15 protein-coding genes and 1 tRNA gene are annotated in these 15451 nt (G+C 30.7%); 5 read left to right on the forward strand and 11 right to left on the reverse strand.

Going from position 1 to position 15451, the window contains the following annotated elements:
- Positions 1 to 541 precede the first annotated feature (541 nt).
- The 5 genes from V9L04_RS08520 to V9L04_RS08540 form a co-directional block, all read right to left on the reverse strand.
- Positions 542 to 1135 carry an NAD(P)H-dependent oxidoreductase gene (locus V9L04_RS08520; protein WP_338793671.1) on the reverse strand — a complete coding sequence of 198 codons (594 nt, stop codon included), beginning with the start codon at positions 1133 to 1135 and terminating at the stop codon, positions 542 to 544.
- Positions 1136 to 1223: 88 nt separating this feature from the next.
- A complete protein-coding gene (locus tag V9L04_RS08525; RefSeq protein WP_338793672.1) occupies positions 1224 to 1748 on the reverse strand; it encodes a Crp/Fnr family transcriptional regulator in 525 nt (174 codons plus the stop codon).
- Between the two features lie 145 nt (positions 1749 to 1893).
- On the reverse strand, positions 1894 to 3030 hold the full coding sequence (locus V9L04_RS08530) for an ATP-binding protein (RefSeq protein ID WP_338793673.1): 1137 nt from the start codon (positions 3028 to 3030) through the stop codon (positions 1894 to 1896).
- Between the two features lie 82 nt (positions 3031 to 3112).
- The gene (locus tag V9L04_RS08535; protein ID WP_338793674.1) at positions 3113 to 3811 is read right to left on the reverse strand and encodes a response regulator transcription factor; all 699 of its coding nucleotides are present in this window, start codon (positions 3809 to 3811) and stop codon (positions 3113 to 3115) included.
- A gap of 277 nt (positions 3812 to 4088) precedes the next feature.
- Positions 4089 to 4161: transfer RNA gene (locus tag V9L04_RS08540), tRNA-Met, on the reverse strand.
- Positions 4162 to 4370: 209 nt separating this feature from the next.
- Between V9L04_RS08540 and era the strand changes: the two genes are divergently transcribed.
- The 4 genes from era to V9L04_RS08560 all read left to right on the forward strand — a co-directional run bounded on the left by era (position 4371) and on the right by V9L04_RS08560 (position 7736).
- A complete protein-coding gene (gene era, locus V9L04_RS08545) occupies positions 4371 to 5306 on the forward strand; it encodes a GTPase Era (protein ID WP_338793675.1) in 936 nt (311 codons plus the stop codon).
- A 115-nt stretch (positions 5307 to 5421) separates the two neighbouring features.
- Entirely contained in the window at positions 5422 to 5775 is a 354-nt protein-coding gene (locus V9L04_RS08550; protein ID WP_338793676.1) for a hypothetical protein, read from the forward strand.
- Positions 5776 to 5821: 46 nt separating this feature from the next.
- Positions 5822 to 7063, forward strand: coding sequence for a CDC27 family protein (locus V9L04_RS08555; protein WP_338793677.1), 1242 nt, complete (start codon positions 5822 to 5824; stop codon positions 7061 to 7063).
- 97 nt (positions 7064 to 7160) lie between these two features.
- Positions 7161 to 7736, forward strand: a complete 576-nt coding sequence (locus tag V9L04_RS08560) for a DUF4199 domain-containing protein (protein ID WP_338793678.1) — start codon at positions 7161 to 7163, stop codon at positions 7734 to 7736.
- 69 nt (positions 7737 to 7805) lie between these two features.
- On the opposite strand, the gene V9L04_RS08565 is transcribed toward V9L04_RS08560, so the two are convergent.
- Positions 7806 to 9437: an NADH-quinone oxidoreductase subunit M gene (locus tag V9L04_RS08565; RefSeq protein WP_338793679.1), complete on the reverse strand. Its 1632-nt coding sequence runs from the start codon at positions 9435 to 9437 to the stop codon at positions 7806 to 7808.
- A 42-nt stretch (positions 9438 to 9479) separates the two neighbouring features.
- Positions 9480 to 10016 carry a hypothetical protein gene (locus V9L04_RS08570; RefSeq protein WP_338793680.1) on the reverse strand — a complete coding sequence of 179 codons (537 nt, stop codon included), beginning with the start codon at positions 10014 to 10016 and terminating at the stop codon, positions 9480 to 9482.
- A 147-nt stretch (positions 10017 to 10163) separates the two neighbouring features.
- Between V9L04_RS08570 and V9L04_RS08575 the strand changes: the two genes are divergently transcribed.
- Positions 10164 to 10919 (forward strand): SiaC family regulatory phosphoprotein, encoded by a 756-nt coding sequence (locus tag V9L04_RS08575; protein WP_338793681.1) that lies wholly within the window; start codon positions 10164 to 10166, stop codon positions 10917 to 10919.
- A gap of 1 nt (position 10920) precedes the next feature.
- Here V9L04_RS08575 and V9L04_RS08580 read toward each other — a convergent pair whose 3' ends face one another.
- The 4 genes from V9L04_RS08580 to V9L04_RS08595 all read right to left on the reverse strand — a co-directional run bounded on the left by V9L04_RS08580 (position 10921) and on the right by V9L04_RS08595 (position 15288).
- Positions 10921 to 11838, reverse strand: coding sequence for a sterol desaturase family protein (locus V9L04_RS08580; RefSeq protein WP_338793682.1), 918 nt, complete (start codon positions 11836 to 11838; stop codon positions 10921 to 10923).
- Between the two features lie 79 nt (positions 11839 to 11917).
- Complete coding sequence (locus tag V9L04_RS08585; RefSeq protein ID WP_338793683.1) at positions 11918 to 13162, reverse strand: competence/damage-inducible protein A; 1245 nt, start codon at positions 13160 to 13162, stop codon at positions 11918 to 11920.
- A 106-nt stretch (positions 13163 to 13268) separates the two neighbouring features.
- The gene (locus tag V9L04_RS08590) at positions 13269 to 13931 is read right to left on the reverse strand and encodes a DsbA family protein (protein WP_338793684.1); all 663 of its coding nucleotides are present in this window, start codon (positions 13929 to 13931) and stop codon (positions 13269 to 13271) included.
- Positions 13932 to 14013: 82 nt separating this feature from the next.
- Complete coding sequence (locus V9L04_RS08595) at positions 14014 to 15288, reverse strand: site-2 protease family protein (RefSeq protein WP_338793685.1); 1275 nt, start codon at positions 15286 to 15288, stop codon at positions 14014 to 14016.
- Between the last annotated feature and the right edge of the window lie 163 nt (positions 15289 to 15451).

Raw genomic sequence — 15451 nt, forward strand, 5'->3', positions numbered from 1 at the left:
CTATCTCACACCTTATAAGGTGTACTGATAGAAGAAAATTTTCGAAATCTAATTACGAAGCAGTATAAAGCACACAAAAACTGATTTAAGTGTCCTTGCTTGAACAATTTTCATGAAAAAATAGTGCAACTTGTGGAACAGTCTATAAAAATAATTTGGTATTACTATTTAAGAGCAGACATATTTCTTAGATAATCGATTTTAATTTGCCTAGAAATTAGTTTGTAGGAAAGGAAATGGAAACAGTAATATATATATTATTGGAGTTACACACTCTAAATTTATGTAATACTATAACTTCTTAATAATCAGAATACTATGTACTTTTAAATGATTTTATTTGAACAAGAATTTCAAATTTATAAATCAAAATAAAACCATAACTATCTAAAATTCAATGTTTTAAAACTTATATAATATTAAGGTGCGTAAATCCTAATATTAAGTTTTGAGTAATGGAAAAAACAAAAAAGGTAAAAGAAAAATCTTGTACCTTTTTTTATTTTGAAGTGATGTCGTTATTAGTCTATCTGTTTTAGACCTATTTAAGTTTTGAGAAATTACTTTCTATGTTTGTTAACCACTTTTTCCTTTTTTCTGGAGAAACCATTTTTACTCTATTAAGACTTATCCATTTACGGTTTTTATATCCTAATTTCCAAAAAGTACCTCTTAATAGTGCTTTTTGAATGGCATTTCCAAAAATCCAATTATATAAAATACTAGGAGTATTCATTGTGGTAATTACGGTAATTCCTTTTACTTTATCCCAAAGAGGTTTCATTTTGGTGTTACTAGCATTAACATAATCGTATGCTACACCTGGAAAAATTACTTTATCAATGAATCCCTTCATTAATGCAGGCATTAATTCCCACCAAATAGGAAAAATAAAAATTAAATGTTCAGCATCTTTTAGTCTATCTCCAAATTCAATTACCTTCTCATCAATAGGATTTTTATTGATAAAAGCTCTAAGGTCTTCACTTCTCATTACAGGGTTAAAATTTTCTTTGTCAAGATGTATAACATCAACTTGATGATTTGCTATTTGAAGTCCAAGTAAGGTAGATTTTAGAATAGCATTACAATAACTGCCCTCATAAGGATGATTAAAAATAATTACGACTTTCATTTTGTATTGTTTTATTAGTTAGATAAATTTTACAATACAAAGGTCTTGAATCAAAAATGCTCTGACGATAACAATTGTTAAAAAATGACTACTTTCTATTTCTTATTCTACTTAATGATACTGAGGTAATTCCTAAAAAAGATGCGATATAATGTTGGGGAATTCTTTGAAGTAATTTAGGACTATTCTCTAAAAGTTCTTGATACCTTTCTTTTGGCGTATTTTTGATACGAGATAAAAAGAGTTTTTGATAAAGTAATAACCTTTGAAATATCTGATTTTCCATAATTTCCTTTATTTCTAAAGACTTATTTATTAGCAATTCAAAATCTCTTTTAGATATAGAATATATTATACAAGGTTCAATGCTTTCAATAGCAAATAAACTTGGCTGATTTGTTTTGAAACTTTCAATAGATGAAACAACCTCTCCTTCGAAGAAAAATTGAAATGTTATATCTTTACCTTCATGGTTGAAATAGAGTCTTAAACATCCTTTTTCAATAAAAAAAAACTTCGTAGAAATTTTACCCTCTTGAAGTAAATTTACTTTAGACGGAATTTCTTGTTTCTTTACTAAATGTCCAAATTGACTTAATATCTTATACAACATATTTTATTATTATTCTTTAATAATGATTTTTATGAATAAAATACATAAGAAGCAGAAAACACAGAAAGAAATTTCAGAATATTTTTTGCATCCAAGATATATAACAATAGATAAAAAATTGCCTAACAGAGAGCAACTATTTTATTTACTCCTCCTCTACTACTTCGGTACGCTGCAATTTAAAAGTAAACTGTGTTCCTTCTCCCATTTTACTTTTAACACTAATTTTAGAATCGTGCTTTTCAATAATATGTTTTACAATGGCAAGTCCTAAACCTGTTCCTCCTTCTTGTTTCGAACGGCTTTTTTCTATTCTATAAAAACGCTCAAAAATACGAACTAAATGTTCAGGTTCGATTCCATTTCCATCGTCTTTGATAGATATTTTTAGATTTTTGGTGGTTTGAGTGAGTGTAACTGTTACCGTTCCGTTTTCTTTTCCATATTTGATAGCATTAATAATTAAGTTTATCAAAACCTGTCGGATACGATTATAATCAGCATATACATAAACACCTTCTTCGTACTGACTGACTAGTTTTAGTGTAACTCCACGCCTTTCAGCCTTATTTTCAAGCTGTTCGAAGACTTCCAAAACTTGGTCTTGCATTTCATATTCTTCCAAACGCATCGTAATGTCGCCTGATTCTATTTGGGAAAGAGTCAATAAATCTTCCACCAAAGCAGCTAAAGCCTTTAAACTACGGGCAGCTTTACCCAAAAAAGCATCACGTACATTTTCATCATCTACTGCACCATCAATAAGAGTAAGAATAAAACCTTGTGCCGAAAAAATAGGCGTTTTAAGTTCATGTGAAACATCTGCAATAAATTCTCTTCGAAAAACTTCCATTCTACGAAGCTCATCAATTTCTTTTTGTTTCTGTCCTGCATACGCTGTAATTTCTTGATTTACTCTGCGAATAGGATTTGCAGAAGGAAGAAGGTCAGAAGAAGGAGGAACAAATTTGAAATCTTTCTTTTTTATCTTTGATAGCTTACTATATACATTATTTATTTCCTTGAAAATAAGAAACTCAAAAGCAATATAGATTAAGATGAAAGAAGATGAAAATGAAACTAAAAAACAAACTGATAAAGCCACCGAATTAACACTAGGAATTAGCGATAAAAAAGCACTCGTTACACTACTTACCAATAAAGAAAGTATAATGGCTACAGCTCTTGAGCTTACCAAAGAACGTTTGATAGCATTCATCAGACTTTCATAAATGCTCTTATTTTTTTTTCCTTCTAGCAAGGTTTTACTTTTTATTATCATGTAATTATGATAAATTCTTAAATACATTGATTTTCTGCCTTTGTTGATATTTTAGAGAAACGAGACCAACAAAAGTAAATTTCTACATTTCATCAATTGACATAAATTTATATCCGACTCCTTTTACAGTTTTGATATAATTATCTCCAATTTTTTCTCTGATTCTACGGATATGAACATCAACAGTACGAGCCAAAACATACACATCTTGTCCCCAAATATTTTTCAATAAATCTTCACGATTATATACTTTATTTGGACTTTGAGCTAAGAAATAAATTAGTTCAAACTCTTTTTTAGGAAGTGCAATCAGTTCACCATCTTTCTGTAAGGTATAACTTGTTTTATCAATATACAAATCCGAAATTTCAATTACTTCATGAGATTGTGTCTGCTGCTTTTTAAACTCTCTACGGAAAAGCGCATTAATACGGCTCATCAACGCACGAGGCTTGATAGGTTTGTTCAAATAATCATCTGCTCCAACATCAAAAGCTGCTACTTCTGAATATTCTTCAGCACGAGCCGTCAAGAAAATGATATAAGAATCTATCATATCAGGCATTTCACGAAGCAAACGACAAGTTTCTACCCCATCCATTTTGGGCATCATGATGTCCAAAAGAATGAGTTCAGGTTTAAAAAACTCAGCTTTTTTTATAGCTTCTTCGCCATTGGAAGCGACCTCTACTTCATATCCTTCACGTTCCAAATTGTATTTGAGCAAATCCAAAATATCGGGTTCATCATCTACGACAAGTACACGGTTGTTATTCTGCATGAGAATGGGGTATTTTTTTGATTGATAGAAGTAAAAATAGCATGTGTAAACTTTTATACGTCTTAAGGTGTGTATAAAACTATACAAAAATGCCTCTATTCTTTTAGTTTTGCAAAAATAAAGTTAATTAGGCAGTTTTCTATCAACAAATAAATAAACTTATTATGAATTTTTGAAATATTTGTTTTTGATAGATTAACATCAGGGAAATATAGAAACAAAAAAAAACCATTTTAGAAACTAATCTAAAATGGTTGATGTCAATTTAATGACTTAGTAGCGAGAACAGGACTCGAACCTGTGACCTCCGGGTTATGAGCCCGACGAGCTACCAACTGCTCTATCTCGCGCCGTAATTGGTACAACCAAGATTTATTTACCCTGATTGTTTTACAAAGGTACGAAAATATTTTTAATCTGCAAGTATTTATCTAAAAAAAAGTAATTATTTTCTATAAAAAACCTAAATTATAGGTTTTTATCAATTTAGTTGCCCTTTTTTTGAGCAAAAAACAACAATTATACTATATTATTCTATAAAAAAAGCGAACTTTGTAGTATGAAAGAACTTGACTTAGATGCCATTTTAAATGCTGGCAAAGAATCTGAAAATCATAAAGCTGGTTTTGTAGCGTTGGTAGGAAAACCAAATAGTGGCAAATCTACACTTATGAATACTGTATTAGGAGAAAAATTAGCTATCGTAACTCCCAAAGCACAAACTACTCGCCATCGTATTATGGGGATTTTGAATAGTGAAGACTATCAAATTGTGTTTTCAGATACACCAGGGATTATTTCTCCAAAATATGAGCTTCATGAAAAAATGATGCGTTTTGTAGAAAAATCATTAGAAGATGCTGATGTAATTTTGCTTGTAACTTCCCTTGATGAGAGTCATGATGAAGAAAATGCTATCGAAAAACTCCGAAAAGCATTAGATAAAAAGAAAATCCCTCTCATTGTTCTACTAAATAAAGCTGATTTAGTTGATCAAGATATCATTGATGAAAAAATTGCTCGTTGGAAAGAGGTATTAAATCCACAAGAAATTTTGCCTATTTCTGCCTTAATTGGTTTTAATGTAAATGAAGTATTAGAACTTATCTTAAAATATCTTCCAAAACATCCTGCTTATTACGACAAAGAAATGCTGACAGATCGTCCAGAACGTTTTTTTGCAGGAGAGATTATACGAGAAAAAATATTTTTACACTATGATCAAGAAATTCCCTATTCTACTGAAGTAGGAATTTTAGAGTTTAAAGACGAACCAAAAATTCTTCGCATCAATGCAGAAATACATGTTGAAAGAAAATCTCAAAAAGGTATTTTGATAGGTAAAAATGGAAGTGCACTCAAAATAATTGGACAAGCAGCACGATTAGACATGGAAGCCTTCTTTGGTAAAAAAGTATTTTTAGAACTTTATGTCAGAGTAAGTGAAAACTGGCGTAAAAAATCTGATAAATTGGGTTGGTTTGGCTATAAATAGTCAGTAACTAGTTATGTAGTTATCCTTAGTCAGTCAATTTCACTGAATTTCACTTCATAATTTTTAATTTTTAATTAGCTTCGCTGATTATTTCATAATTCGTAATTTATATATAATGAAAGATTCAAATTTCCGTATTCCAACTGTTCATTCTGATAAAAATATTAAAGTAGAAATGTCTGGTTCATTAGCTTCTATTAAAGAAAGTGAACGTCAACTCTCTAAATTTATAATTGATGAAAAAATATACTTTGTTCTTACTCAAAGCGATATTGAAAAGCTAGAAGATGATAGTTTGGTTATAAAAGGATATGCTGTTTGGGTTTTTGAAAATGAAGCTAAAGAAGAAAACTATGTGGGTAAAATGGTAAATATAGGAGGGAAAGAACCTGAAATGGAAGCTAAAGAAGAACACCAGAAATATGTTTTTGTAGTTTTAGATATAATTAGAGAATGGTTAAAGAAGTAATTAGCTACGCTGACTTTCAGTTGTAAATGATAAATGTAAATTGTAAATGTCTAGAAATACTTTTAGTTTCTTATTGATTATAGTGGTTTTCTGCTTTTTATCGGCTTGTCAGTCTGATACGAAGCAGTTTGTCGAAACATTACCTCCTCTTCCAGATTCTGTTACAACAATTATTTCTAATCAAGTTCAGTTTCTTAATAAGCAAATTGAACGAAGTGAAAATACAGACAACAAAGAAAATACAGCTCATTATTACTATAAACGAGCTTCTTTGTATCTATCTTCTGGAAAAGAAAATATTGCGTTAGAGGATATTGAAAAGGCAATTTCTTTGGATAGCACGAAAAGTAAATATTATTTTGCATTGGCACAGGCTTATCAACAAAGAAACGAACCTCAAAAAGTTCTTAGTGCTGCTCAAAAGGCGATTGATTTGGGTTTTACAGACTTAGAATTATATCGCTTGTATGCCTATTCTGCATTTAATCAAAAAAAATGGTCTGAATCTTTGACTGCCTTTGAGAAAATTGCAAACCGAACAGGAGAGAAAATAGAAACACTCTATTATCAGGGAATGATTTGGAATAAGAAAAGTGATACTACAAAAGCAATTTCATTTTTAAGAAAAGCAATTGAAAAAGATAGCACCTATCTGCCTGCGTACATAGAAATCATCAAAACTTATAATGCATCAGAACTTCCAAAAAATGCATGGAAAGAAGCACAAGTTGCTTTTCAAAAGACAAGTTATACTGCTTCAAATAAGAAAGACAATAAACTAGATAATAAAATTCGTTCTCAACTTTCTCTTCAATATGGAAATACTTGGCTGAACCTAAACAAGCGAGATAGTTCTATTGTATGGTATAGAAAGGCAATTCGACAAGATTCTACATTAGATGAAGCTTCTTTACAAGTGGGCATTTATATGTTTGAAAAAAAATATTATCCTCAAGCAGAATATTATTTCAAAAAAGTAATAAAACAAAAACCACTACAAAGTACAGCTAATTATTTGTTAGGTTTTTTATATGAATACAAGCTCTTCGAACCTCAAGATAAATTAGAACGCTTCGAACTAGCAGAAACCTATTTTAAAAATGCCTATAAAACAGATAGTTTAAAAACTGACTATAGAGAATCTTTAAATAGAATAGAAAAAAAAATAGAGAGAGAAAAATACAAACTCACTCCAGAATATGCTGAACAAATGAGAAAAATCAGATTGAGAGAACAACAAAGACAAGATTCTATTGGAAGACTTATTTTATCTAATCCTATTTTTTAAAAATAAGAATTTAGCATAATTGTAATAAAACTTAATTAGTGTGTACTTATTAGTTGTAAGAAAAAATTATTTTTATTTCTCAACTAACTATTTTATTATGCAGGTAGCAATTCGTTATGGTTTGATTTTAGGTGTTATAAATATTTTATTAGCTGTCTTTGGTTATATAATGGGCGTAGAATTTTCAATGAGTTATTATGCTATTATCTCAGGAGTGTTCTCTATTGCAGCTATTATTTTTGTTTGTATTCGTATTAAAAAAGAAAATAAAGGAATAATAAAGTATTTTGATGCTGTCAAAATGGTTTTTGTAGCTTTAATGTTGAGCTATGTTATTGGTTCTTCATACAATTATGTATTCAATAACTTTGTTGCTCCAGAATATACAGAGCAAATAGCAAAAGCTTCATTAGATAAAGCAGAAAGTATGTTAGAAAGTATGGGGATGGGAGAAAGCGAAATAGATAAAGCGATGAAAGAAGCTCGTAAAAGTTCAAGTGAAGCACTCGAAAATCCTTTAATGCCATTTCTTCAAAGTATTATGGTAGGCGCAGTTGTGCTTTTTGTAATTGCTTTACTTGCTGCTATTTTTGTCCAAAGAAAACCTATAGAAGGAGAGTTTCTATATGATGATGAAATAGTAGATAATAATTCTGAAAAGGATAGTTGGTAATTTTAAACTAGCTTGATACAAAATAGCCTACTTATTTTTATTAAAATTGGTAGGCTATTTTTTTATGTTTCAAAACCATCCAAAAACTAAAGAAGGAAAGATTCCTAAAAGAACAATAAAGAAAATCAAGATAGAAGCAATTACTTTTTGAGAAGTAGAAATATCTTGTAAATTGATATTTTTAAGGTTATGATGTAACCAAAAATCACCTAAGAACATTCTTTTATATGTCCAAAGAAAATAACTAGCTGTCAAAATTAATGTTATGGCAGACAAAATACCCAACCAAATTGGTAAATAATCTGAAGAAAATACGCCTAAAAAAACGGTTAGTTCAGCTATAAAACTAGAAAAAGTAGGCAGTCCCAAACCTGCAAAAAAAGCAATTCCTACAAAAGCTGTATAACGTGGTAGCTTATGAAAAAGTCCACTATAATTAGTAATAGTAAGGTCATTTGTCTGTTCATAGAGAAAACCTACCAAAAGAAAAAGCAAAGGCGAAATAACTCCATGACTGAGCATTTGATACATCGCTCCATTAGTTCCTTCTGCATTAATAGCTGCAAAACCCAAAAGAACAAAACCCATGTGGGAAATGGAAGAGTAAGCAATCATTCTTTTTAGATGAGTCTGTCCAAGAGCTAAAAAAGCTCCATATAGCATTGAAAAAATGCCCCAAGCTCCTATCCAAAACGAAAAATCTATGGCTACATCAGTAAAAACAGAAAAAGGAAGACGCAAAAGTCCATATCCTCCTACTTTTAAAAGAACTCCTGCCAAAACCATTGAAATAGGTGTTGAGGCTTCAACATGGGCAATCGGTAGCCAAGTATGAAGAGGTGCAATTGGTAATTTGATAGCAAAACCAATAAGAAGCAAGAAGAAAACAATAGCACGAGTAGTATTTCCTTCATAAGAAAAGAGAGCAGATTGAGGAAGAAAATAGTTTGCATCTTTGAAAGCAAGCATATCAAAGGAATGCACAATTTGAGTAGAATTTTGAGTAATGAGAGTAGAATTTTTGAGTTTTAAAACTACTTCCTCCGTAGAAATGCCTAGTTCTAAAGCTGTTTTTTGTATATCTATTCCAGAATTTACAATGATGATTCCTGCCACCAAAATCAAAACAGAACCAATTAATGTATAAATAAAGAACTTGATAGCTGCATATTCTTTGCGTTTTCCTCCCCAAATTCCTATCAAAAAATACATAGGAAGTAACATAAACTCAAAACAGATAAAGAAAAGTAAAAAGTCTAATGACAGAAAACTTCCCATTACAGCAGAAGAAAGCAATAGATACAAGAAAAAATATAAACGAGGACGAGAAAGTATTTTTTTAGAAAAAACAGACACTAAACTTCCTACCCACAAAACAAGTGCAGAAAGAGCAATTAAGAGAACATTTTTAGCATCTATTCCTAAAAAATAATCAGCATGCAAAATTCCAAATTTCCCCACACTGACATGCCACCACGTATATTTTTCTGACAAAAGCAAATTTTGTTCATCAAAAACAGACATATCTAAATTAGTCTTGGCAATGAAAAGCATTATTGCTACCAAAATAAGTTCGATAGACAGAATACCTACTCCAATCCATTTATAAAAATGAGATTTGTTTTCTTTGAAAGGAATTAAACAAAAAGCAGCTCCCAAAAGTGGAAACCAAAAAATGAGAGACAGAATAAAATTATCCATTATAAATAGTTATAGCTACACGTATATTGAACTACAAATTTACTATTTTTCTTGTTCCGTTCTATTAAAGGTTTTTTCTAATTTCTCTTTTGCTCTTTTTTGAGCTTCTGGTGTTGTAATTATATAGACTGTTTTACCATTTTCTACAAAAACAACTTGTTCAAAATTCTTTTTTTCAATCAAAGCCATTCCTACAAAAGGAGAATCAGCTTTTACATCTGAATATTCATCTTCATAAAGCCAAATAATTTCATTTTGTGCATAAGTGATATGCTGTGTATTGATTTGAGTAGGTTTTTTTTCATATTTTACAACAGCTACAACAATCTGCTCAGAAAAATTAATCTCATGTTTTATGTTTCCAAATGATTCTTCAAAATTCTCTTTATTTGTAAAGTACATAAAACGAGTAGTATCAACAGTAGGATTATACTCTTTGTTTTGGTATTCATATCCTCTTAAATCTGAATATTTCAACCTTTCTAAATCATCATACGAAGTAAAAGAAACACAACTGGATAAAAAAGTAGAGACGATAAAAAGGCAAAAAATAGAAGTTGTAAAAAATAAATTTTTCATAGAATAAAAAAAGAATGCGAATTTTTGATTGAATTACTTAAAAATGGATAACCAAATAGAAGCAGGTAAGTTAGTTTTTTTTGATTAAATTTCAATAATTCTTGAAATCAACAGTTTTTTCTAAATTTTTAAATTAAAAACTACTTTATGGAAAATGAAATGTTAATAAAAAGTAAAGCAAACCAACATGGTTTTAAAGCTAGTGTTTATGCAAATACAATACAAAGAAAAGTTGTCATTTCAGATTGTGCAAACTGTTTTACAGAACAAGAACTTTTACCTTTTAAAAATTGGTTAGAATACTATTTCAAAAACAATAAAGAGTTATTGACTATTGAGTTTGTTAATGTTTTCGATTCTCTTCCATTTGTACAGCCCAAAGAAGATAATTTTATAGTAAATAGACATTTTAGAGAAAATACTGAAAATCCGTTAGCAAAGGTTATTCAATCACTTTCTAGCTTTAATTTTTTGATTGAAGGCAAATGGGGAATGGGAGTTTATGTTTCAGGACAGTTTCCCACAATAAAAGGTAATATTAAAACTGGAGTTATAGAACTATCTGGAGAGATGTATAATTCTTACTCTTTAGACTTTATGCACCCTTTCTTTTGTTGGTTTGAAAAGCTACTTCAAAGCGACATACAGCAAACTCATGTCTATCTTAAAATAGGTTATCTCTCTACCTCTTATATGAGACGACTAGCAGAAATAGCAACAGCATTGTCTAGTTGGTCAGCAAGAACAGGGAAGAAATCCTTATGGACTTGGTATTGTTTAGAGGATGATGAAGATACTAAAGAATGGTTCAACGATATTTTCAAGATGAGCGATAACCTTTCACATCTGAAATGTGAAGCTATTGAATTAGATGAAAGGCAGTGGGATAAATTATTGAAATAATTTATTTATTCTTCTTCATCTCATTTACCAAATCCTTAGTAGTTTTTCGGCTTCCATCATGACTCCAACCTGGGGGCTTTATTAGATAATTAATTCTATGTTTCCACGAAATAGGCTTTTTAATATCTGCCCAAATCTTCTCATACTCATGGGAAGCGATACGAATTGGATTATAAGTTTCCAAGTTTTGAACAAGTCCGTAGATTGGTTTTTCTTCATCTTCTATTATAAATGTTCCAAAAAGTCTATCCCAAATAATAAAAATTCCTGCATGATTTTTATCTAAATATTTTACATTAGTAGCATGATGAACTCTATGATGAGAAGGTGTATTCATAAAAAATTCTAAGAAACCAAGTCTTCCAACTGCCTCTGTATGTAGAAAGAATTGATAAATAAGACTTATAGACATCATTACAAACATCATAACAGGATGAAAACCAAGTAAAGGCAGCCATAACCAAAAGATATATTTATAAAACATTTCTGTCCAACTCTGACGCAGCGCAACAGCTAAATTATAGCTTTGTGCTGAATGGTGGTTTGAATGAGCAGCCCACAAAATACGAACTTGATGGCTTAATCTGTGATGCCAATAAAAAGAAAAATCATCAGCAAAGATAAGCAGAATCCAAACCCACCAGACATTAGGCAGCGTAAAGAGACGGAAATTATCATAAATCCACATATAAATTCCGATATAAAAAATCTTGGCTAAAAGACTCAAAAACACAGAACCAATTCCCATAACAATTGAAGCCCAAGCATCTTTTTTATTGTACCATTCTTTTTTTTGCGCTAAATCAATTCCTAATTCTAAAAGAATAAGAAATATAAAAAAAGGCGCAAAATAGGTAATCGGGTCGCTTTGGCTTATTTTATCAAAAGAATCTTTTATATGTTCGTAATTCCAAATCATTATTTACTTTATCAATTATTTTATAAATATCTTTATATAATACAAAATTACAAAGTATTTAATGAATCAGAAAATTTGCCTACTTTTCAATCAACTTTTTTCTAAGCAAATTCAAAACTGCATTTGTACTCAGTTGAATATTTAAGTTTCTGTTTTTGGTTAGTTGATAGGTTTTGGCTACTGTTTCATTTTCATCAGAATAAGCAATCCAAACTGTTCCCACTGGTTTTTCAGGCGTTCCTCCACCTGTTCCTGCTACTCCTGTTGTAGCAATTCCAATTTTTGTTCCTAGTGTTCTTCTGATTCCTTCAGCCATTTCTAAAGCTGTTTGTTCACTTACTGAACCATATTTTATGATGGTATCTAATTTTACGCCTAAAATCTTTATTTTTACATCATTTGAGTAGGCAATTATTCCACCCTCAAAAAAAGCAGATGCACCTTCGTGCTGAGTAAATGTACGGGCTACATAACCACCTGTGCAGCTTTCTGCAATTCCTAGAGTAAGATTCTTTTCTTTTAATAAATCAGCTACTTTTCCCTCTATTGTTTCATCATCAAAACCATAAACATATTTTTCTATGAGAGGAATTACTTTTTTAACTTGATTATTTAATTCTTCCTCAATTTTTTCTTTGTCATCTCCTTCACTTGTCAATCTCAAAGTTACTTTTCCCAAATGTGGAAGGTACGCCAAACGAACATGAGAAGGCAAATCATTTTCCCAATCTTCAATAGTTTGTGCTAAAATAGACTCAGGAACTCCAATTGTCTGTACTTTTTTGTGTACAATAAAAGGAGGTTTGAAAAAATCTAATAAACGAGGAATTACCTCATTGCTCATTATATTTTCAGTTTCATAAGGCACACCAGGCATTGAAACGAAAATACAACCATTTTTTTCAAACCACATTCCAGGAGCTGTTCCATACATATTATGAATGACAGTGCAATTTGTCGGAACGTCTGCTTGTGATTTATTCAAATCAGTCATCATTCTTCCTCTACTAGAAAATAAATTTTCGATATGCTTTAAAACAACTTCATCTCTTCGCATTCCTACATTAAAATATTCTGCAAATGTTTTTTTTGTGATGTCATCTTTTGTAGGCCCAAGTCCTCCAGTAATCAAAACTATTTTAGCTACTTTTGACATTTCTTCGAAAGTATCCAAAATTGCCTGTCTCTCATCAGCGATAGAAATGTGTTTGATAACTTTAAAACCAACATCAGTTAGCATTTTGGAAAGAGAATAAGCGTTTGTATTGAGAGTTTGTCCGTAGAGAAGTTCGTCGCCAATAGCAACAATATAAGCTGGAATCATTTTATTTTTTATGATATAACAGACTTTCTAATCTGTTTTTGTATTAGTAAGTAGGAATAGAAATTTTAGACTTGAACAGACTAGGAAGTCTGTTATCCTTTAGTAATTACACAGAAGTTTTCATCGCTTCAAAACGCCTTTCTAGTTCTGCCAAATCTACAAAACCTCTAGCAAATAAATAATATTCTTCGTCTTTTTGAATAATGAGAGTAGGAAAACCATTGACACCAAAATTTTGCGATAACTGAAAATCTTTTTGAGCTAATTTTTCATAGTCTGAATGATTCATTTTTTCTACAAAATCAGTTTTATCCAAACCATATTTTGTTGCCAATTCGCCGTATTTTGAATAGTCTTTTGGTTCTATGCCATCAAAATAAATAAGACTTTGAAGCTCTTCGGCAAAATGAAGAATTTTCTCATTCTTTTCTCCTGCTAGTTGTGGATTTTCTTGAGTTTCTTTTTTGAAAATAGAAAGAGCAATGGATGGAGGAATAGAAGTGAAAATGGCACTTCCTTCTTCCAAAATATCCTTTAAAAATTTCTCTCCAAATTTTACTCCTGTTCGGTTTTCTACGTCTTTGTAAGCCGTTTTGATGTAAGGAGCAACTTCTCCAATTGCACCAATACGTTCTCCTGTAATCATTCCACCAGAAATAACATCAATGGTTTCAAAGTCGTTTTTGTGGTTTTGATAAAAATCACGCATCGCAGGTGCAAAACCATAACACCAGCCACAAAGGGCATCATAAATATAGATTAGTTTCATAATCTTTAAAGCAAATTTTGAAGAAAAATGTTTAAAAACGAATGGTTCGATATAAGTGAACTGTTTGTTAATTTTTAGAAATCTAAGAAATCACAAAAGGCTGAGGCGAAAAGCAAAGAGCAAAAATAATAAAAGTAATTACTCCCAAAATCATTCTACCTTTTGTAAGTGGTGTAACTTGGTTTTGTGTAGGTGGATGTGAAAGTCCTAAAATTCGTCCTAAGAGAAAACCAAAAGCCAACCAACCATAGTAACCATGAACTTCTGGAAAAATACTTACAAGCACAAACTGAAAGGCGTAAATTCCTAGCGCAAAGACAACAGCAGTAATCGGTTTTTCTGTATTTTTTAGAAAAATAATAAACAAGAAAAAGAGATAAAAAATACTGTAGAGAGCAATATCTTCGATAGGGTCTTGAGGCGAAATAAGCCCTAGTCCTGCATAGGTCAAGAAAAGTGTAAACATTCCCATAGATATTTTTTTATGCCATTTTTGACCAAACATAGCATACAAAACATGTCCTCCATCAAGCTGACCAATCGGCATCAAATTTAAAGCTGTAAAAAACAAAGCTAAATAACCTGCCAATAAAAAAGGATAATGAAAAATTTCTCTATTATTTGGCACCCATTCAGGATTTGGAGCAACATAATTTTTGAAAAATTCAAATAACAAATTTGTTCCCAATTCCATATTTGCACCTTCTGGAATAGATTTATACACTTGAGAAGCATAATCTAAACCATATTTTTGCCAAGATGGATGTGCTACTTCAATTACATATTCAGGAGAAGGAAGATTCAAAAAACCATAAAAAAGTACGACTAAAGCAATTATAAAACCTGCCAAAGGACCTGCTACACCCACATCAAAAAGTGACTTTTGAGAGGTAAAAGGAGATTCAATTTTAATAAATGCACCCATTGTTCCGATAGTAGAAGGCATTCCCAAAAAACCAAGCCACATCGGAATATAAAAAGGCAAAGAAGCCCGAATATTATGATATTTAGCAGCAAAATAATGTCCGAATTCATGCACTGTTAATATTCCCAAAAAAGGAATAGAATAAGCCAAACCAGCCACAAAGCCATCAAAACCGAGTCCTCCACTTCCAATGCCTGCAAATCCATCTGCATCAAAGAGAAGAGCAATAAAACTTTTTTCTCCAAAAATCCATTCTGCTCCAGCCAAAGTAGTTGCAATGAAAGTAATCACAAATAACAAAATATGTAACCAATATTTAGGCTTTTTCTTCTTATATAGAACTTCTTCATACAAAAATGGATTTGAAGCATCATCTGCATCTGAATAGTTTGAAAAAGAAGGATAAGGCAAATTTTTGTTTTCTTCTTGCATATTTTTATTATAATACGTTTTTGCAGACTGAGAATTTTGATTAAGCTGTTCTATCTATTATTTTGTTCAAATTTTAATTAAACGCTCTAATTTATAAAGTTACGAGTAATAAAGACTATTTCTATAAAGAAAATCACTTTTAAATATTTTTTTTATTTATCTA

The organism is Bernardetia sp. MNP-M8, assembly GCF_037126285.1.
Classification (GTDB): Bacteria; Bacteroidota; Bacteroidia; order Cytophagales; family Bernardetiaceae; genus Bernardetia.